The sequence below is a fragment of the Ancylobacter sp. WKF20 genome (assembly GCF_029760895.1).
Classification (GTDB): domain Bacteria; phylum Pseudomonadota; class Alphaproteobacteria; order Rhizobiales; family Xanthobacteraceae; genus Ancylobacter.
Window position 1 is genome coordinate 2,440,859 of sequence record NZ_CP121679.1, and the last position, 19,045, is coordinate 2,459,903.

Annotated in this window: 16 protein-coding genes; 6 read left to right on the top strand and 10 right to left on the bottom strand. The window is 70.2% G+C overall.

Annotated elements, in window-relative coordinates; translation table 11 throughout:
- Positions 1-33: 33 nt before the first annotated feature.
- The 6 genes from AncyloWKF20_RS11320 to AncyloWKF20_RS11345 form a co-directional block, all read right to left on the bottom strand.
- Complete coding sequence (locus tag AncyloWKF20_RS11320) at positions 34-1,164, bottom strand: beta-ketoacyl synthase N-terminal-like domain-containing protein (RefSeq protein ID WP_279314172.1); 1,131 nt, start codon at positions 1,162-1,164, stop codon at positions 34-36.
- Positions 1,161-2,591 carry an AMP-binding protein gene (locus tag AncyloWKF20_RS11325; RefSeq protein ID WP_279314173.1) on the bottom strand — a complete coding sequence of 477 codons (1,431 nt, stop codon included), beginning with the start codon at positions 2,589-2,591 and terminating at the stop codon, positions 1,161-1,163. Before AncyloWKF20_RS11325 ends, AncyloWKF20_RS11320 begins: the two co-directional genes overlap by 4 nt.
- On the bottom strand, positions 2,591-3,148 hold the full coding sequence (locus AncyloWKF20_RS11330) for a biotin transporter BioY (protein WP_279314174.1): 558 nt from the start codon (positions 3,146-3,148) through the stop codon (positions 2,591-2,593). Before AncyloWKF20_RS11330 ends, AncyloWKF20_RS11325 begins: the two co-directional genes overlap by 1 nt.
- Positions 3,145-3,756, bottom strand: a complete 612-nt coding sequence (locus AncyloWKF20_RS11335; protein ID WP_279314175.1) for an energy-coupling factor transporter transmembrane protein EcfT — start codon at positions 3,754-3,756, stop codon at positions 3,145-3,147. Before AncyloWKF20_RS11335 ends, AncyloWKF20_RS11330 begins: the two co-directional genes overlap by 4 nt.
- A gap of 220 nt (positions 3,757-3,976) precedes the next feature.
- Positions 3,977-4,675, bottom strand: a complete 699-nt coding sequence (locus AncyloWKF20_RS11340; RefSeq protein ID WP_279314176.1) for an ABC transporter ATP-binding protein — start codon at positions 4,673-4,675, stop codon at positions 3,977-3,979.
- A 102-nt stretch (positions 4,676-4,777) separates the two neighbouring features.
- Positions 4,778-5,356, bottom strand: a complete 579-nt coding sequence (locus AncyloWKF20_RS11345; RefSeq protein ID WP_279314177.1) for a TetR/AcrR family transcriptional regulator — start codon at positions 5,354-5,356, stop codon at positions 4,778-4,780.
- 75 nt (positions 5,357-5,431) lie between these two features.
- Between AncyloWKF20_RS11345 and AncyloWKF20_RS11350 the strand changes: the two genes are divergently transcribed.
- Positions 5,432-6,340, top strand: coding sequence for a DMT family transporter (locus AncyloWKF20_RS11350; protein WP_279314178.1), 909 nt, complete (start codon positions 5,432-5,434; stop codon positions 6,338-6,340).
- A gap of 10 nt (positions 6,341-6,350) precedes the next feature.
- Here AncyloWKF20_RS11350 and AncyloWKF20_RS11355 read toward each other — a convergent pair whose 3' ends face one another.
- The gene (locus AncyloWKF20_RS11355; protein WP_279314179.1) at positions 6,351-7,184 is read right to left on the bottom strand and encodes an aldo/keto reductase; all 834 of its coding nucleotides are present in this window, start codon (positions 7,182-7,184) and stop codon (positions 6,351-6,353) included.
- 123 nt (positions 7,185-7,307) lie between these two features.
- Between AncyloWKF20_RS11355 and AncyloWKF20_RS11360 the strand changes: the two genes are divergently transcribed.
- The 4 genes from AncyloWKF20_RS11360 (at position 7,308) to AncyloWKF20_RS11375 (ending at position 12,896) form a co-directional block, all read left to right on the top strand.
- The gene (locus AncyloWKF20_RS11360) at positions 7,308-8,276 is read left to right on the top strand and encodes a hypothetical protein (RefSeq protein ID WP_279314180.1); all 969 of its coding nucleotides are present in this window, start codon (positions 7,308-7,310) and stop codon (positions 8,274-8,276) included.
- A gap of 181 nt (positions 8,277-8,457) precedes the next feature.
- The gene (locus tag AncyloWKF20_RS11365) at positions 8,458-11,025 is read left to right on the top strand and encodes a rhamnan synthesis F family protein (protein WP_279314181.1); all 2,568 of its coding nucleotides are present in this window, start codon (positions 8,458-8,460) and stop codon (positions 11,023-11,025) included.
- Positions 11,026-11,032: 7 nt separating this feature from the next.
- Entirely contained in the window at positions 11,033-12,061 is a 1,029-nt protein-coding gene (locus AncyloWKF20_RS11370; RefSeq protein ID WP_279314182.1) for a hypothetical protein, read from the top strand.
- Position 12,062: 1 nt separating this feature from the next.
- Positions 12,063-12,896, top strand: a complete 834-nt coding sequence (locus AncyloWKF20_RS11375; protein ID WP_279314184.1) for a DUF6270 domain-containing protein — start codon at positions 12,063-12,065, stop codon at positions 12,894-12,896.
- Positions 12,897-12,929: 33 nt separating this feature from the next.
- On the opposite strand, the gene AncyloWKF20_RS11380 is transcribed toward AncyloWKF20_RS11375, so the two are convergent.
- Together AncyloWKF20_RS11380 and AncyloWKF20_RS11385 are read right to left on the bottom strand one after the other, a co-directional pair.
- Positions 12,930-13,688: a sulfotransferase gene (locus AncyloWKF20_RS11380; RefSeq protein ID WP_279314185.1), complete on the bottom strand. Its 759-nt coding sequence runs from the start codon at positions 13,686-13,688 to the stop codon at positions 12,930-12,932.
- Complete coding sequence (locus tag AncyloWKF20_RS11385; protein ID WP_279314186.1) at positions 13,685-14,641, bottom strand: hypothetical protein; 957 nt, start codon at positions 14,639-14,641, stop codon at positions 13,685-13,687. The genes AncyloWKF20_RS11380 and AncyloWKF20_RS11385 overlap by 4 nt, the downstream gene beginning before the upstream one ends.
- A gap of 298 nt (positions 14,642-14,939) precedes the next feature.
- Here AncyloWKF20_RS11385 and AncyloWKF20_RS11390 point away from each other — a divergent pair, with 298 nt between their 5' ends.
- Positions 14,940-16,907, top strand: a complete 1,968-nt coding sequence (locus AncyloWKF20_RS11390; protein WP_279314187.1) for an autotransporter outer membrane beta-barrel domain-containing protein — start codon at positions 14,940-14,942, stop codon at positions 16,905-16,907.
- A 78-nt stretch (positions 16,908-16,985) separates the two neighbouring features.
- On the opposite strand, the gene AncyloWKF20_RS11395 is transcribed toward AncyloWKF20_RS11390, so the two are convergent.
- Positions 16,986-18,785: a M3 family oligoendopeptidase gene (locus tag AncyloWKF20_RS11395; protein WP_279317947.1), complete on the bottom strand. Its 1,800-nt coding sequence runs from the start codon at positions 18,783-18,785 to the stop codon at positions 16,986-16,988.
- Between the last annotated feature and the right edge of the window lie 260 nt (positions 18,786-19,045).

Below are 19,045 nucleotides of genomic sequence, written 5' to 3' on the forward strand. Positions count from 1 at the left end.
CTGCACAACCGGAGGCCGCACGCAAACAAAGGCTTAGCTGCGCTGCAGCATCAGCGCGCTGCCAAGACCGCCCGCGGCGGCGATGGCGGCAAGGCCCAGAGCCCCCGGCGTCTCCCGCGCCAGTTCATGGAACAGCCGCACCGCGAGGATGGCGCCGGACGCGCCCACGGGATGGCCCCGCGCCAGCGCCCCGCCGCCCCGGTTGAGCGGGTCGTCCCGCAGATCGAGTTGGCGCCGGTTCTCCAGAAGCTGCGGCGCGGAGGCTTCCATCAGTTCGAGCACGGCGAGCGCGTCGAGTGCGCTTCCCGCCTGATCGAGCACCGCCCGCACCGCCGGCACCAGCGCATCATAGGGCCGCTCGGGCACGCCGCCCGCCGACGCGGCCGCCGCGACGATGCAGGAGGGAAGGCCAAGGCGCTCCTTCACCTTGGCGGAGACGATCAGAACGCCGGCGGCCGCATCCGCCTCCACCGCGACGGTGGTGGCGTCGAGCGCGCAGGCGCCCTCCCCGGCGACGAGAGGGGCGCGGGCGGCGAGGCGGTGGGTGAGGTCGCGGGTGAAGGCGTCGTGGGCGAGCCCGGCCATGGCCACGATTTCCGCCGCCATGCGGTCGCGGGCCGCGCGCGCCTTGGCGTGGCTGTCCACCGCCAGCCCGTGCTGGACGGCGCGGGTATAGCCCCGTTCGACAGCGAGCGCGGCCATCGCTTCCAGCATGTCCGGGTCGGCATCCGGGAAGGGGCTGAAGGGCGGGCGCTCATAAAAGGCCGGCGCCTCACCCGCCTCACGCGGGCGCCGGGCGCGCAGCGGCGCGCGGCTCCAGCTTTCCACCCCGCCGGCCAGCACGATTTCCGCTGCGCCACTCGCGACGAGGCGCGCGCCGAGCGCGATGGCGTCGAGCCCGGAGCAGCATTGCGTGTCGAGGGTCAAGGCCGGCACATGCGCCGGGATGCCCGCCGCCAGCGCTGAAAGGCGCGCGACATTGCCACCGCCGGACAGCGCATTGCCGAGGATGACATGGCCGACGGCCTCGGGCGGGATGCCAGCGTCCTGAAGGCACGCGCGCAGCACCGGGGCGGCAAGGTCATGCGCCTCGATGGCGTTGAACGCTCCGCGCCGGGGCGCCACCGCCGTGCGGCGGGCGGCGAGGACATACGCGCCGCTCATCGACCCAGCCTCGCGTGGGACAGCCTCTCGCGCGCCAGCGCCTCCAGCGCCCTAAGGTCCGCCTTGCCGCCAGAGGTGCGCGGCCAGTCGGCGAGCGCGAGGAAGCGGCGGGGAATCTTGGCGGCGGGGAGAAAGGCGCGGCAGGCGGCGCGCAGGGCGGGAGCATCCGGCCCGCTCTGCGGAAAGTCCCCCCGCAACACGGCGACGAGTTCGACGCCGCGCAGATCGTCGGCCAGGCCAAACACCGCCGCCTCCTCAATGCCGGGCAGGCGTGTCAGCACCGCCTCCACCTCCTCCGGGTAGACATTGAGCCCGGCGGTGACCAGCATCCGCTTTTCCCGGCCATGCAGATAGAGGAAGCCGGCCGCGTCCAGCCGTCCATGGTCGCCGACGCTCATGAAGCCCTCCGTGCGGCCGAGTTCATCGCTGCCGCCGCAGGCATAGCCATCGAACAGCAGCGTCGAGCCGACCCAGATCGCGCCGGCCTCCCCCGCCGACAGCTCGCGCCCCTGCGCGTCGCGGATGGAGAGGGTGACGCCATGGGCGGCGCGGCCGACCGAGCCGGGCGGCACGGGCTCATTCGGATGGGCGATGGTGACGAAGGAGAGTTCGGAGGCGCCGTAGAATTCGCCGATGGCCGCACCGGGGAACAGGCGCTCCACCGCCGCGCGGGTGTCCGCCCGCCATTTGGCACCGGAAATGAGGATCAGCCGCACGCTGGGGTAAATGGCGCCCTGCCCCGCCTCCACCAGCATCTGCAATTGGGTGGGGGTGAGATAGATGACGCTCACCGCTTCCCGCGCGATGAGACGCAAGGCGCGGCGGGGGTGGAAGGCGCGCATCATCACCGCCCGCGCGCCGACATGCAGCGCATGGACGACGCCATAAAGGTGCAGCGAGGCGGCAAGGCCGCCGGGCGCCATCACCACATCGTCGGACGTGAGGCCGAACTCGACCGCCGTGACGGTGAAGCTGTCGATCCAGCTGCGGTGGCTGCGCCGATACCCCTTCGGGATGCCGGTCGAGCCGGAGGTGAAACCGACATAGAAGGGCGTGTCAGGTGTCGGCGGCGCGGGCGGGGGGCCGGGCGTGTCGTCAAAGGCCGGGGCGGCGTCGAGCATCAGCGCCGGTGCGAGCGCGGCGTCGATCGCGGCGCGGGTCTGCGCCGGCCAGCCGGGATCATAGACCAGCGCCTGCCGCCCGCTCACCGCGCAGGCGAAGAACAGCTCCACCAGCGCGGGATCATTGCCCATGGCGAGCGCGATGCACGCGCCCGGCGCGGTGCGGGCGTCGAGAAAGCCGGCGAGGCGATCCACGCGGGCGGCGAAGGCGGCGCGGGTGAGGCGTTCGTCCTCGCACACCAGCGCGACACGCTCCGGCGCACGTGCGGCGAGCGCGGCGAGATCCGCGCCGATGGTGCTTTCCATCAGGCGTTGCGCGAGAGCAGCGCCTCCGGCAGGCCCCGCGCCACGGTCTGCGCGACCAGCGCGGTCAGCACCGCCTTGATGGCGTCGCCGGGAATGAAGATGAGGCAGGCCTTGGTGGCGTCGAGCAGGGAAAGCTGGGTCTTCATGGCCATGCCGACAATGCCGAAGGCATAGAGCACGACGATGCCGCCAATGACCGAGGCGACCAGCGCCGCCGGGAACACTGGCGCCTTGCGCAGCGCCTGCATGATCGCGCCGGCGACGATGGCCGCCGCCACCCAACCGAAGAGGAAGCCGACCGAGGGGCCGAAGAACACGCCGAGCCCGCCGCGCCCGCCGGCGAGGATGGGCGCGCCGAGAGCCACCACGAACAGCATCAGCGCCATCGCCGCGCCGCCGCGCCAGGCCCCGAGCATCACGCCCGCCAGCATCGCGCCCATGCTCTGCGCGGTGATCGGCACGCCGCCGGCGAGCGGAATGTCGAATTTGGGCAGCAGGCCGAGCACGGCGAAGATCGCGGCATAGAGGGCGATCTGGACGAGCGAGCGATCCTTCATCGGCGGGTTCCTCTCGGGGCGCCGCCACGCGCGCTCAGCGCCTCGGCGGTATGATGGGACAGGCGGAGCGTCTGGATACAGAACGGCGCCAGCAGACGCCAGCCGCCGCGCTTGCCGGTGCGGGCACGATAGCTCTCGTTCAGCGCTTCCCACAGGGCGAAAAGCAGCGGGATGAATCGGATCATCATCGCCACCATCAGCGCCAGCGCGCGCGGCGACAGGCCAACCCAGGCGAGCGGGCGCAGGAGCGGCTCGACCGCATCCATCATCGCGTCCATGCGCGTGGTCATAGTCACCGCATTGGCGAGCAGGATCATGGCAATGAGCCGCGCGAGCACGGCAAGGCCGGTGGCGATGTCGCCATTCCAGGCGTGAAACAGCAGCAGGATCGCGAAGAGCGGACACATGGCGCGCAGCATCAGGAGCTGGCGCAGCGCCGCCTTCCCCAGCGAGGCATAGAGCGCGAGCACGGCGAGGATGAGCGCGCCCATGACGGCCACGTTTTCCAGCGGCGCAATGAGCAGGCTGATGAGCGCCAGCGCCGCGAGTTTCCAGCCGGCGGGGACGGCGTGCAGCCAGGTACGCTCCGCCAGATAAAGCGAGATCACGCCTGCGCCTCCCGTGTCCCGGCCCAGCGACGCCGGAGGCGGAGCGCCGAGCCGGGACCCAGGGGAGAGTCGGCGAAGCCTCTGATTCGTGTCACACAAGATCTAGCCGCCTGCGGCGGATTCTCTCCTGGATCCCGGATCGGCGCTGCACCTTGTGCAGCTTGTCCGGGACACGGACGGCGCGCGCATCGCCTCTGCGGGACACGCGGAGCAGGCGCGCTCACGCCTGCGCCTCGGCAAAAGCGCGGTAGGCGGCGAGCACCTCGGTGGGCGGGCCGTCCATGCGCACGCGGCCCTCGTCCAGCCAGAGCAGCCGGTCGTAACCGCTGAAGGCGTCGAGTTCATGCGCCACGAGGATCACCTGTTGCGGCAGGGTGGCGATGAGCGCTTCCAGCCGCCGCCGGGTGGGCAAATCGAGGCTGGAAAAGGGTTCGTCGAACACGATCACCGCCGGCTCCATCACCAGCACGGCGATGATGCACAAAAGCTGCTTCTCGCCTTCCGACAAAGCATGGACCGGCCGCTCGGCCCAGCCCTCCCGGCCGAAGCAGGCAAGCGCCGGCACCGCCCCGTCGCGCGCCTCGCGCCGCGAGCGGCCGGCCTGTTCGAGGCTGAAGGCGATCTCCTCGGCGACCGTCGGGAAGATGATCTGGTGGTCCGGGTTCTGGAAGATGAAACCGACTTTGCGCGGCAGCTCGGCCGGGCTCTCGGCGGCGTCGATGCCGTGGACGGTGACGCGGCCTTTGTCGGGCGTCAGCAGCCCGTTGAACAGGCGCACCAGCGAGCTCTTGCCGGAGCCATTGGTGCCTATGAGCCCGATCCGCCGCTCGGACAGCGCCAGCGACACATCGTCGAGCACCACCCGCCCGCCGCGGGTGAGGGTGACGTGATCGAGCAGGATGGACGGCGGCTGCGGCACGGGGCTTGTCCGGCTGGCGGCGAAAGGGTCTCGCGCCGCCTTATGGAACCGGCAAGGCCTGCTGTCGATACGCCTCCTGTCGATACGCCGCCGGTTGTGCGCTCACCCCGCCCGCCCCTTTAGCGTCGCCAGGGCGAAACGGACGAGGCGGTCGAAAGCCCCGCCGTCGCCCGCCCGCGCGCGCAGCACCGCGCCCTCATAGAGGTCGATGATGTAGGCGGCGACCTCCGTCGCATCGAGCCCGGAATCGACCTCGCCCGCCTGCTGCGCCTCGACAATGAGGGCGGCAAGATCCGCCTGCCAGCTACCGAAGACGTCGGTGAGCTTCGCCTTGAGGTCATCGCCGAGCCCGGGTGCGGCCAGTGCGAGAACGCCATAGAGGCAACCGGCGACATCGCCCTCCGCCATCGTGTCCTCGACGAGCTTTTCCAGATGCCGCTCGATACGGGCGAGCGGGGTCAGCGCCGCGTCGGCGAACAGCGTGCGCCGCTGGGTGCGGTATTGCCCGGCATAGGCCTCGAGCACGGCGCTCGCGAAGGCCTCCTTGCTCGGGAAGAAATGATAGAACGAGCCCTTGGGCACGGCGATGGAGGCCAGAAGCGGGCCGAGCCCGGTGCCCTCATAGCCCTGCTCCAGCATCGCCCGGCGGCCAGCGGCGACGATTTTTTCGCGCGTCGACATTTCGCGCCCTCCTCACTAGACGACTGGTCTACTTTGTCCTATTCAGAGTGAAACCGCAACCGTCGAGGCCACCCCATGTCGAGCGTTGAGCCGTGCGTCGCCCCTCCGCCCGCGCCGTCCCTGCTGCGCTCGCGCGCCGGTGGCTTCGCGCTGGTGCTCGTCGGCGCGGTGCTGTGGAGCACGGCGGGCTATTTCGTGCGGCTGGCACAGCTCGATTCCTGGTCGATCGTGCTGTGGCGCTCGCTCTTCGCGGCGCTGGCGCTGCTGCCCTTCTGGCTGCTGACCGGCCGGAACCGGCGGGCCGCCCTGCGCAGCCTCATCACCCCGCTCGGCCTGTTCGCGGTGTTTCTCGGCGTCGCCGGCAACGTGACCTATATCCTCGCCCTGCAGCTCACCACGGTGGCGACCGTGATGACGGTCGGCGCCATCATGCCCTTCGTCGCCGCGGCGCTGGCTTATCTCGCGATGCGCGAGCCGCTGACCCGCCGCTTCGGCGGCGCGGCGGCATTGGCGGGGCTCGGCGTCGTCATCACCGCCGGGGCGGGCGTGACGCCGACGGACATGGCCGGCATCGTCATGACGCTGGCGATGGTGCTGTGCTGGGGCGGCCTGCTGGTGCTGATGCGCAAGCATCCCGGCCTCGATCTCACCCTGGTGAGCCTAGCCTCCGCGCTGGTGGCGGCGCTCGCCGCGCTTCCCTTCGTCCCGGCCACGCTGCCTTCCGGCCATGCGCTGATGGCCTGCGCCATGCTCGGCGTGCTCACCACCGGCCTCGCCAATGTCATCACCCTGATGGGCGGCCGCTTCATCCGCTCCGGCGAGGCGAGCCTCGTCCTGCTGCTGGACATCGTGCTGAGCCCGCTCTGGGTGTGGCTGGCCTTCGGCGAGGCGGTTGGCCCCGCCCAGATGATGGGCGGAGCGCTGGTGATCGGCGCGGTCGGCTTCTATCTGGCCGCCGAGACGCCCCGCCGGGCTGCCGCCTGACGGCGCGCCGTCACAGCATCTCCAGCGAGCGCTTGCGGCTCGGCGGCGGGAAGGCCTTGTCGAGCGCGGCGAGGTCGTCCGCGTCGAGGCGGATGTCGCGGGCGCCGGCATTCTCGCGCATATGGGCGGGGCGGGACGCCTTGGGGATCACGATATTGCCGGGGAAGCGCAGCGCCCAGGCGAGCGCGATCTGGAACGGCTTGGCGTTGTGCTTGGCGGCGATCTCGGTGAGCACGCCGGCGGTTTTGATCCGCCCCTGCTCGATCGGGCTATAGGCCATCAGCGGCATTTCGTGCTGCTGGAGCCATGGCAGCAGATCCCATTCCGGCCCGCGCCGGGTGAGGTTGTACAGCACCTGATTGACGGCGCAGGCCTCCCCGCCCGGCGTCTCCTCCAGCTCGATCATGTCGTCCGTGTCGAAATTCGACACGCCCCAATGGCGGATCTTGCCGGTGCTCTTGAGGTGCTCGAAGCCGATGATGGTCTCCTCCAGCGGCACGCCGCCGCGCCAGTGCAGGAGATAGAGATCGAGCCGGTCGGTCTTCAGCCGCTTCAGGCTGCGCTCGCAGGCGGCGATGACCCCGGCGCGGCTGGCATTGTGCGGGTAGACCTTGCTGACCAGGAACACCTTGTCGCGCAAGCCGTCCAACGCATCGCCGAGGAAGCTCTCGCAGGCGCCCTCGCCATACATTTCGGCGGTGTCGACCAGCTTCAGACCGAGCTCGACGCCGAGGCGGACCGATTCGGCCTCTTCCTTCCGCACTGCTGCGCGCTCGCCCATCATCCACGTGCCGATGCCGAGGGTGGGCACCTTTTCACCGTCGGGAAGCGTCACCTTGCTCATCATCCACCTCGCGCATGCTCAGGGTTCGTCTCAAGCCGGATTGCCATCGCAGCGCCGGGCGCGCAACCATGCTATCAGCGCGACACCGCCATTCGCACGCCAGCCTTGCCGTCGTGGAGCCCGATGACGCCCGCCCCCTCCCCCGCTTCTGAAGGCATGCCGGAACCGGGGCTCGCCATCGGCCTGTCGGCGGTCATCGTGGCGGTGACGGGGGATGACCCGAAAGTGCTCGCCATCCGCCATGCCAATGGCCGCGAGGGTCTGCCGTCGGGCCCGCTGGAGCGCGGCCACCGCACGCTGGAAATCGGCCTGCGCAGCTGGGTGGAGCGGCAGACGCTGCAGGAACTCGGCTATGTCGAGCAGCTCTACACCTTCGGCGACCGCGACCGAGGCGAGGACGGCGCGCGCGCCCTCTCGCTGGCCTATCTCGCTTTGGTGCGCGAGGCCCGCCCGGCCGGCGACGCCGATGCGGCGTGGGAGAGCTGGTACCGCTATTTCCCGTGGGAAGACTGGCGGGACGGCCGCCCGGCTTTGCTCGACGCGCTGATTCCGGGCCTGCGCGCCTGGGCGGCCTCGGCGACCAATCCGCGCATGGCGGAGACGCGGGTCGAACGGGTGACGCTGTGCTTCGGCGGCGATTCCGGCTGGAACGAGGAGCGCGTGCTCGAACGCTATGAGCTGCTCTATGAGGCCGGGCTGGTGGCCGAGGCGCTGCGCGAGCGCGGCTCCGACCGCGTGGCGCCGGGCTCCTCGGGCGCGGAGATGCGCGAGGACCACCGGCGCATGCTGGCGCTCGCCATCGCCCGGCTGCGCGGCAAGATCAAATACCGCCCGGTGGTGTTCGAGCTGATGCCGCCGAGCTTCACCCTGCTGCAGCTCCAGCGCACGGTCGAGGCGCTCTCGGGCGTGCGGCTGCACAAGCAGAATTTCCGCCGGCTGATCGAGCAGCAGCGCCTCGTCGAGGAAACCGGCGAGACCACCGCCGAGACGGGCGGGCGCCCCGCCCGGCTCGTGCGCTTCCGCCGCGAAGTGCTCATCGAGCGCCCCGCCCCCGGCGTGCGCCTGCCCGGCGGGCATGGACGGCGCGGCTAGGTGGCCACGGCAACCTCAGCTCTTTGTGGCCTAAACGCACTTTCGGGATGTGCAGGGGAGTCGCCTGCGGTTAGATAAGTGACGCATGATGGCCCTACGTCGGTAGTGGCGCCCGCGTGATTGTCGCGGACGGGCCGATCCGCGCCAGACATCCTTTCAGCCTGCCGACGCCTGGACGACGATGAGCGATATACCCTTACCCCCCGCCTCCACCGTGGAGGACGCTCACGCGACGCCGGTTTCCGGCCTCAGCGATCTCAGCGACAAGCCCTTTCGCCTGCGGCGCCCGCCCCGGCGCAAGCGGCGGCTGCGGCGGCTTCTGGCGCCGCTCACCAAGCTGGCGACGCGCCTGCTGCGGCTCGGCACCGTGGCGCGACTGGCGATCACCGACATGCGCGAGAACTGGGGTGGCGCGGCCTCCCGGCTGCTGGCGCAGTATCCGGGCGCGGCTCCCGGCGGCGGCGGGGCGGTCGCGCTCTACGCGCATTTCGCGCCGCATTCCGGCATCAGCGACATGGTGGTGCGCCAGCTGCGCGCCTATGCCGGCCTCGGCTTCCGCATCGTGTTCATCTCCAGCGCGCCGCGCCTCGACGCCACCGACCGCGCGGCCATTGCAGAGCATGTCGAGCTGATCCTCCACCGGCGCAATTTCGGGCTGGATTTCGGCGCCTGGAGCGACGCGCTGGCGCTGCGGCCGGAGCTTCTCGACGGGGCGGACGAGCTGCTGCTGGTCAACGATTCCGTGCTCGGCCCGCTCCGCCCGCTCGACGACATGATGGAGCGCCTGCGCGCCGGTGGGGACGGGCTGTTCGGCCTGACCGACAGCGTGCAATACGCCCCGCACCTGCAATCCTATTTCCTGCTGGCGCGCGGCGAGGCGGCGATCGACGACGTCGCCGACTTCCTGCACACCCGGCGGCTCACCGCCAACAAGCGCACCGTCATCGAGCGCTTCGAGGTCGGCCTCAGCGAGCACATGCGCGATCTCGGCCACCGCGTCGCCTCGGTCTGGGGCTATGACGATATCGAGAACGCCGTGCTCCAATCCGAGACCGACATCGCGGCGCTGCTGGCGGTGCTGCCGGGCAACCGGGCGCTGGCGGCCGGGCCGGGCGGACAGTTCACCCTGCGCCGGCAATTGCTCGACCTGCCGCTCAACCCGGTGCACCACTTCGCCGGCGTGCTGATACGCCGCTGCGGCTTTCCCTTCCTGAAGACCGAGCTGGTGCTGAAGAACCCCGAGCGCCTGCCGGAGGCGGTGAACTGGCGGGCACTGGTGCCGGCGGACGCGCCGGTTCCGGTGGCGGTGATCGAGGATCATCTCGCCGCCTATGAGCGCCCGCGCCGCCGCGCCCGGCCCCGCCGTCCGGCCACCGCCGCGCCGGCCCCGCGCGGGCCGGCCGAACCGGGGGAACCTCTCCCGGCGCTCCCCCTCCCGCCATGGCAGGCGCCCCTGCGCGCAGCCTGGGCGCGGCGCGTGGCGCCCCCCGCACCCGCCATCGTGGCGCCGACCCTGTCGGCCAGGGCACTGGCGGCGGGTCTGCCGCAGGTGCCGCTGGTCATCGCCTTCAGCCATGACGACTACGCCGCCCATTGCGGCGGGGTGCAGAATGTCATCGCCGCCGAACAGCGGGCCTTCGCCGCCGAGGGGGTGGGCTATCTGCACCTCGCACCGGCGCAGGCCACCCCCGGTCTCGCCGCTGTGGATCCGGCGGCGTGCTATTCGGTCCGCATCGACGGCACGCATCTCGGCCTCGTGCGCCTCGACGCGCTGCTCGACGCCTGCCGCGAACTCGGGCGGCAGAAGGCGGTGATGGCGGGGCTGGTCCACCACCTCGCCGGCCATGCGCCGGAGCAGGTTCAGGCGCTGATCGAGGCGACGCAGGCACCGGAGCGGCTGTTCTGGCTGCACGATTTCGGCACGCTGTGCGACCAGCCCATGTTGCTGCGCAACGACATCGCCTTTTGCGGCGGGCCGGCAGTGGACTCGGCCGCCTGTACGGTCTGCGCCCATGGCGCCGCGCGTCCCGAGCATCTCGCCCGCGTCGCGGCCTTCTTCGCGGCGCTCCGGCCGGTGGCGCTCGCGCCCTCGGCGTCCGCGCTCGCCTTCTGGGAAAGCCGGACCGATTGGCCGGTGACGGGCACCGCCGTGCTGCCGCCGGCCCGCCTCGTCGCGCTGCCCGCGCCCGGCCCGCGCCGCACCGGAACGCCGCTGCGCGTCGCCTATCTCGGCGCGCGCGCCTCGCATAAGGGCTGGCCGGTCTTCGCCGCGCTGGCGGAGCGTGTCGCGGACACAGGGCGCTACGAATTCCTTCAGCTCGGCATCGACGCCGCCCTGCCCGCCAGTCCGGCGGTGCGGTGCGTGCCGGTGCAGGTGAGCCCGGACCACCCCACCGCCATGATCGACGCGCTGCTGGCGCAGCAGGTCGACGTGGTGATCAACTGGTCGCTCTGCCACGAGACCTTCTCCTTCACCACCCATGAGGCGCTGGCCGCTGGCGCCTTCGTGGTGACGCACGCGCAGGCCGGCAACGTGCCCCATGCCATCGCCGCCAACGCGCCCGCGCAGGGGCTGACGCTGATGAATGAGCAGGAACTCGAGGCACTGTTCGTCGAGGAGCGCCTGCAGGAGGTGCTGGCGCAGGCGTCCCGCGCGCGCCACATGCTGGCTTTTGGCGGGGCGAGCGCGGAATGGCTGCTCGCCCGCCGGGTCGAGGCGCGCATGCGGACGCTCTCCCGCCATGGGTGACGCGCACATGGCCGCCAGCACCGTCCACTGCTTCACCTCGGCCTCGCTCGCCTATGCCGACCGGGCGCTGGTGCTGGCCCACAGCCTGCGCCGGCAGCATCCCGACTGGGTGATCTGGCTGTGCCTCGTCGACCGCCCGCCGGAAGGGTTCGCGCTCGACCCGCTCACGGCGGCGTTCGACCATATCGTGCCGGCGGAAGCGCTCCCCATCGCCGACATGCGCGGCTGGCTGTTCGGCCATGATGTGGTGGAAGCCTGCACCGCGGTGAAGGGCGCGATGCTCCGCCATATGCTGGATCAGGGTGCCGACAGGGTGCTCTATCTCGATCCCGACATCGCTGTCTTCGCCCCGCTGACCGCGCTCGCCGAGCAACTCGACACCGCCGATGTTCTGCTGACACCGCATGTGCTGGTGCCGGAATCCACGGCAGCCGGTGTGCTCGACAATGAGATCGGCGCGCTGAAGCACGGCATCTACAATCTCGGCTTCATCGGGGTGAGCGGACGGGATGAGGGGCGCCGCTTCGCCCGGTGGTGGGACGAACGGCTCCAGGTCCACTGTATCGACGATATTCCCGCCGGCCTGTTCACCGACCAGCGCTGGTGCGACCATGTGCCGGTGTTCTTTCCGGGCACGCAGATCGTGCGCGATCCCGGCTACAATGTCGCGAGCTGGAACGTCGCCAACCGCCCGCTCAGCATCGGCACGGACGGGGTGATCCGCGCCGCCGGCGTGCCGCTGCGCTTCTTCCACTTCACCAAATTCACCGGCATCGGCCGGCTGATGCTGGAGCGCCAGGGCGGCACCGCGAGCGCCCTCGCCGAGGTGATGGCCTGGTACGCCGACGCCCTCGCCGCGCAGGCGCCCGTCGGCCTGCCGGCGGGCTGGTGGGCCTATGGCCACTATGCCGACGGCCGACCCATCCCGCGCGAGCACCGGCGCCGCTGGCGGGCGGACGATGCGCTGCGGGCCCGCATCGCGGACCCGTTCGCACTGACCTTTCGCCAGGCCGCCGAGCTGACCCGTTCGGCCTGAAATGAGCGACAGGCGCCGCGTTATCCTCGGCAGCTGCGTCACCCGCGACGCGTGGAAACTGCCGGAGTTGGGATGCGTGCCCCCAACGCTCTATCTCGGCCGGACCTCGCTCGCCAGCGCCTCGCTGCCGGCGGGTGCGGCCAATCCGCTGGCGGCCCTGGTGGAGCGGATCACGCCGGGCGTGCCGGGCAAGACCTTCACCGTGCGCTCGCTCACCGCTGAACTCGGCAAGACCACCGTCGCGCAGATCGCGGCGGCCCGGCCGGACGTGCTGTACCTCGACTTCATCGACGAACGCTTCGACCTGCTCGCCTGCGGCGCAGCGCTGGTGACGGAAAGTCTCGAGCTGATCGACAGCGGGGTCATGCATTTGCCGCCGCTGGCGCAGGCGCGCCGTGTCCCCCGCCTCTCGCACGAGGCGTGGGCGGCGTGGGAGGACGGCCTCCTGCGGCTGCGGCACGCCTTTGACACGGGAACGATTCCGGCCTGCCGGATCGTGCTCCACGCCTGCCTCTGGGCCGACACGTCGCTCACGGCGGAGGGCCCCCGCCCCCTCCCCGATGCGTGCGAGATCCTGCCCGGCCGCATCGTCTCGCGCGCGGCGCATAATGAGCTTCTGCACCGCATGCACGCGGCCTTCGCGGCGCGGTTTCCCGAGGCGGTGGTGATCGAGATTCCGGCGGCGCTGCGGGTCGCGGACGCCGCCCATCGCTGGGGCGCGGCGCCCTTCCACTTCATCCCGTCCTACTATGAGGCATTCGCGCGCGAGGCAGCCTGGCAGGGCGTTCCGCTCGGCGCGCGCGGCGCGGACAACAGCGGACGCCGCGACGGCTGAACGCAGGCTCAATCAACGGCCGAGGCGCAGCTCTCAGCCCGCGGCCAAGGTCGGCCAATGGGCGGCGTCGATGCCGGCGAGCGCCACCGCCGCGCGGGCATCCCGCGCGTACAATTCGCGCAGATGGGCGACATCGCGCGGCTCCGGCGCTCTGTGCGGCAAGGGGTTGGCGCGCTCGCGCAGGGGGGTGACCGGCGGAAAGGCGTCGATCCCGGCAAAGGCGGCGATGCGGGAAAGCGTGCCGGCGGGGTCACTCGCCAGCGCCCGCGATTCCAGAAACAGAAGCTGGGTGTCGGGGAACAGCAGAAGCGCGCGCCGCACCTGCCCGAGATAGAAGCCGCGCTCGACATAGGACTGGTCGCGCCAGGCCGGCCCCAGCGGCGCGCCTTTGAGCCGCGCGCGCCCGACCGTGATGGCGTCGGAGAAGGACAGCGACTCGGTGCCGCGATGCACCTCCATCGACCAGTGCGACCAGGCCCGCTCGATCGGGTCGCGCAACAGCAGGATGATCCGCGCCGCCGGATTGTAGCGGCGGATGCGGGCAAGCGCCGGCGGCCAGAAGCTGCTGATCGGCGTCGCCTCGAACCGCATCACCCCCGCTCTAGCCGGCGGGTAGAACGCATGCAGCCGCTCATAGGGCGGGTCTTCCCAGGTGAGCGCCTCATCGTCGAAGAAATGCGTCTCCTTCACCGAGGGCGGAGCGAGGGCGGGATGCTGGCGCAGATAGGCGTCGAGGCTCGTCGTCCCCGCCTTCTGGACCCCGGCGACGAACATCCCGACCCGCTCGCTCATGGCGCGGGCGCGCGATGCAGCGCATCGAACAGTAGGGCGAGCGCCGCCCGGTCGCCCGCCGGGTCCGTGGAGGCCCAGAGCGGATTGGGGGTGGAGAGCCGCCGGTGCAGATACTCCGCCTCCAGCAGATCGCTCTCGCGGGTGGCGATGGCCATTACCGCACGGGCGGCGGCGTCGATGCGGGCGTGCTGGGCGGCATCGTCCGCCCCGGCGAGCCCGGTGAGCGCCTCATGCAGCGCCTCCAAACGTGGGCCAAGGCGTGGGCCGAAGGTCTCCACCGCATCGAGCCCGCGATGATGGCGCAGCTCGGCCTTGAGCGGGGCGTCGGCGGGATCCTCCACGCGCCACGGGCCGGGCAGCGACCGGATGCGCGCCGCCGTGGCCCGCCAGTCCGCCATCATATCGGCATAGGCGACGGTGACACGCGGCAGGTCGCGGCTGTCGCGCTCGGCGGCGATGACATGGCGGGCCCAGAGGAAGCCGGCATAGGTCGCGGACATCGGATCGCGCCGGGCCAGCGAGGCAGCGACCTCGGAAGGGTGGCGCAGGGCCAGGACCACCGCGACCTCCAGGCCGAGCGCGCCGAGCACCTCGCGCGCTAGCGGCACGAAGCGGCACATGCGGGGATCCTTGATGAGCGCGAGCGGGGCGTCGGGGTAATCCTCCGCGATCACCTGCGCCATCTCCGCCAGCAGCGCGCGCGCCGCCTCCGCCGGTATGGCGCCCAGCGCAAAGGGCTTGAAATCGAACCAGGCACTGCCGCCCGCCGCCAACAGCCGATCATGAAGGGCGACGAGGGCAGCCGGCTCGAAATAGCCCTCGGGATTGTCCGGGCCCGGCGGGTTGAGGCGCAGTGGCAGGTCCGCACCCAGCTCGGCGAGCAGATGGGCCAGCGCGGAGGTGCCGCTGCGGTGCATTCCCAGCACGAGGCAGGCATAGCGTCGGTGCGGCACGGCGAAATCCCCCGGCAGACGCAGCGCGCCGGCACGCGCTGCACTCGCCTCCTAGCATGACCGGACGACCGAGACAGCCGCTCCCTTGCCCGGCGGGAGGCAACGCGGCACCAAGGACAAGCGATCTGCCGCAGAGTTATCAAGCATCCGCGGCGGTCTTCCCATGCGACGAGGCCGGATACTTCAGTTACGTCCAAAAATCGTCATTGATGAGATCCGCCCACCTGTAGTGAATTGCGCGCGTGCGGGGCAAAGGGAATCGCGCTCGCGCGGGCAGGATCGACAGGGGCGGGGCTTCATGGTGAGGCATGTTACGGCGGGTGTTGTGGCGCTGATCGCCAGCACGAGCCTGAGCGGGGGCGCCTTGGGCCAGTCGATCTGGGATCCGGTCATCAGCAACTCGAACTGGTACGTCACCGTGCCGCAGATGCTGGCCTATGCCGCGCCCCCGGACAATTTCGCCAACCCGCTGCCGATCGGCGACCAGACGCTGTGGGCGATCGGCCCCTCGGTGAATGGCGTGTTCACCGGGATCAGCACGGGCACGCTGGCGTTCGGCCCGGTCATCAGCACCTCGACCTTGACCATGCAGGGGACGGTGACGCCGTCGGGAGAGGTGAGCATCGTCTTCACCTCGACCTCGGGCGGATCGAACACGATCGGCCTCGGCGTGATGCAGGAGGTCGGCGGCGTCATGACCATGGAGATGCAGATGATCATCGGCAGCGACCCGATGGTCAGCCACTGGGCCAATATGGCGCCCTATGATCCCGCGACCTTCACCCCGCCAGCGCCTCAGGCGGTGCCGAGCAATCTCTCGCCGCAATGGGCGTGGAGCGAGGGGACGCCCTGGCGGATCGTCAGCCCCGATGCCTTCGGCACCAGCGCGCCGGGCACCTTCATCATCACCGGCTACAAGAGCGGCTATTTCTGGGGCATTGGCCTCAGGCCCGACGGCACGCAGTTCACCCTGCTCGGCTCGATCACCCCGCAGGGGCGCGTGCTGTTCAACATCACCGACGCCAGCAGCCAGTTGCTGAGCCTCTATGGCGGCATCGAGGGCGATCCTTCCACCGCGCAGATGCTTCTCGGCACCTATGATTCCTCGGCGCTGTTCACCGGCGACATCACCTTCACGCAGGTCGTGCGACCCTATCAGGAAACGGCGGAGGCGACCGGGACCGTCTCGGCGATCGGTGCCGCCGAGGTGCTGTACGCCGTGGCGGGCACACCGGACGGTCTGATCGGGGCGATGGCGCCGGTCACCAGCGTGCTCAACAACCTCTCGGGCAGCGCGCTGTCGGGGGCGCTGAGCCAGACCGTGCCGGTGCTCTCCGGCGCGGCGGCGCAGGCCACCGCCAACACCCAGCGCATGATCGGGCAGGTGGTGGCCGACCGGCTCGCCGATGTCGACGCCGCACCCGACAGCCAGGTCTGGGTGCAGCCGCTCGGGGGCGCCGGCCGCCAGAACGCGGTGGACGGCGTGCCCGGCTACACGATGAGCGGCGGCGGTTTCGCCACCGGCGCCGACCGCGTCTTCGGCTCGGCGACGCGCCTCGGGGCACTGTTCGCCTTCGCCTCGACCTCGCTGGAGGCGAGCACCGACATCGATACGGCGAGCCTCGCGGAAGGCTCCGCCGACCTTCAGTCCTATGTGTTCGGGCTCTATGGCGCGCATGAGCTGAGCCCCGGCCTCAACCTCACCTTCGCCGCCAATGCCGGGGTGGTGGACACCTCGACCAGCCGCAGCATCGCCTTCATGGGGAGCGTCGCGGAGGCGAGCTATCAGAGCCTCGTGCTCGGGCTCGGGGCCGGGCTGCACAAGGCCTATGCGGTTTCCGACGCGCTGACGCTGACGCCCGGCGTGCGGCTGGATTACATGACCGTGAGTTCCGGCAGCTATGACGAGAGCGGCGCGGGCCCGCTCGACCTCTCCGTCGATTCCGACGCCTATCAGGAGCTGATCCTCAGTGCCGAGCTGGCGCTGCGCTACCGGCTGACGGACAGCCTCGACCTCACCGCCCGCGGCTCGGCCGGCTACAACACGCTGGACACGGCGAGCGCGGTGACGGCGAGCTTCGCCGGCGGCGGCGATCCCTTCGTCACCACTGGCCCGAACGTGTCGCGCTGGCTGTTCACCGGCGGCGTCGGCCTTGCCTCTCCGGTGACGGAGAATTTCAGCCTCGGCATCAATTACGACATGCAGGCCAGCCCCTCCGGCTATCTCAACCAGATCGGCTCGGTCCGCCTGAAGGTCCGGCTTTAAGCGTCTTCCACAGGGGGGATCCCCGGGTCACGCCCGGGGATGAGGCGGCAGGAGAGCCGAAGGACGTGCGTCCCCGGCTCAGTCTTCCATCGCCTCCAGCTCACCGATCATGCGCTCGATGAGGGTGAGGCCGGTCTGCCAGAAGGCCGGGTCGCGGGCGTCGAGGCCGAAGGGCTTCAAGAGCTCCGAATGATGCTTGGTGCCACCGGCCGCCAGCATGGAAAGGTAACGCTCGGCAAAGCCGTCCGTCGCGTTCTCGTAAACCGCGTAGAGCGAGTTCACCAGGCAGTCGCCGAACGCATAGGCGTAGACATAGAACGGCGAATGGATGAAGTGGCCGATATAGACCCAGTAATTCTCATAGCCGGGCCCGAGATGGATGGCATCGCCCAGGCTCTCGCTCTGCACCTCCATCCAGATCTCGCTGATGCGGTCGGCGGTCAGCTCGCCATTCTTGCGCTCGGTGTGGATGCGGCGCTCGAAGGTGTAGAAGGCGATCTGCCGCACCACGGTGTTGATCATGTCCTCCACCTTCGAGGCCAGCATCGCCTTGCGGGCGCGGGCATCGGGGGCGGCGGCGAGCAGGCGCTGGAAGGTCAGCATCTCGCCGAACACCGAGGCGGTCTCGGCCAGCGTCAGCGGGGTCGGCGCCATCAGCGCGCCATTGGGGGCGGCGAGCACCTGATGCACGCCATGGCCAAGCTCATGGGCGAGCGTCATCACGTCGCGCGGCTTGCCGAGATAGTTCACGAGCACATAGGGGTGCGCCGACGGCACGGTCGGGTGCGCGAAGGCGCCGGTCGCCTTGCCCGGCCGCACGCCGGCGTCGATCCAGCGCTTGTCGAAGAAGGTGCGGGCGATGTCCGCCATGCGCGGGGAGAAGGTGGAATAGGCGCCGAGCACCGTGTCGCGGGCCTCGTCCCAGGCGATGGTGCGGGTCTCGACCTTGGGCAGCGGGGCGTTGCGGTCCCAATATTCCAGCTTGTCCTTGCCGAACCACTTGGCCTTCAGCCGGTAATAGCGGTGGGCGAGCTTGGGGTAAGCGGCGTGGACGGAGGAGACCAGCGCGTCCACGACTTCACGCTCGACGCGGTTGGCGAGGTGGCGGGAGTCGGCGATGTCCTCGAAGCCGCGCCAGCGGTCGGAGATTTCCTTGTCCTTGGCCAGCGTGTTGGTGACAAGGGTGAACAGCCGCACATTCTCGCGGAACACCTTAGCGAGGGCGTTCGCGCCATCGCGGCGCTTTTCCTCATCCGTTTCGGCGAGGAAGTTCAGCGTCTGCTCCAGCGGCAGGATCTCGCCGCGCACCTCGAAACGCAGGCCCGCGATGGTCTCGTCGAACAGCCGGTTCCACGCGCTGCGGCTGGAAACGCCCTTCTCATGGAAGAGCTGCTCGATGCGGTCGTCGAGCTGGTAGGGCTTTTCCGCCCGCACATCCTCGATCCACGGGCGGTACTTGCCGAAGGCGGGAGCAATGAGCGCGGCTTCCATCTTCGCGTCATCCAGCCGGTTCAGCTCCAGCGTGAAGAACAGCAGATGGGTGGAGGCGTTGGTCAGCTTCTCCTGCACGTCGCCATAGAACTTGGCGCGTACCGGATCGGTGGTGTCACCGGAATAGATCAGGCCCGCATAGGAATAGAGCCGGCCGAGCAGATCCTCGATCGCTTCGTAGCGGGCGACGACCAGTGCCATCTGCTCGCCCGCGTCGGTGCCGTCGAGAATGGCGGCGAGCTTGCCCTTATAAGCCTCCTCGAAGGCCGTGCAGTCAGCGTCGGCGCGTTCGAGGTCGGCTTTCAGCTCGGGCGATTCCATGCCGGGATAGAGGTCGCTGAGATCCCATTGCGGCAGCGCGCCAAGCGCGGCGGAGGCGACAGGCATGTCGGGCGAACGGGGCACGAGGCCAAAGGCGGGCGGCAGCATGGTCACTCCAGGCAAGGCGCAAGTTGCGGGGCGCAACGTTGCTCGGCACAACATTGGCGGGGAAAAATCCTGTCGGCACAGATAACGTGCCTCGTCACGCGCTATCAATCCACCCCACGCCCATGCGTTCCCGCTTCACATGCTTGCGGGGGCCGGCAGGCAGCGGCATTTTGGCACCGTTGCCGGGCGTGAGCGGGGATCAGGATGAGCGGTGGATG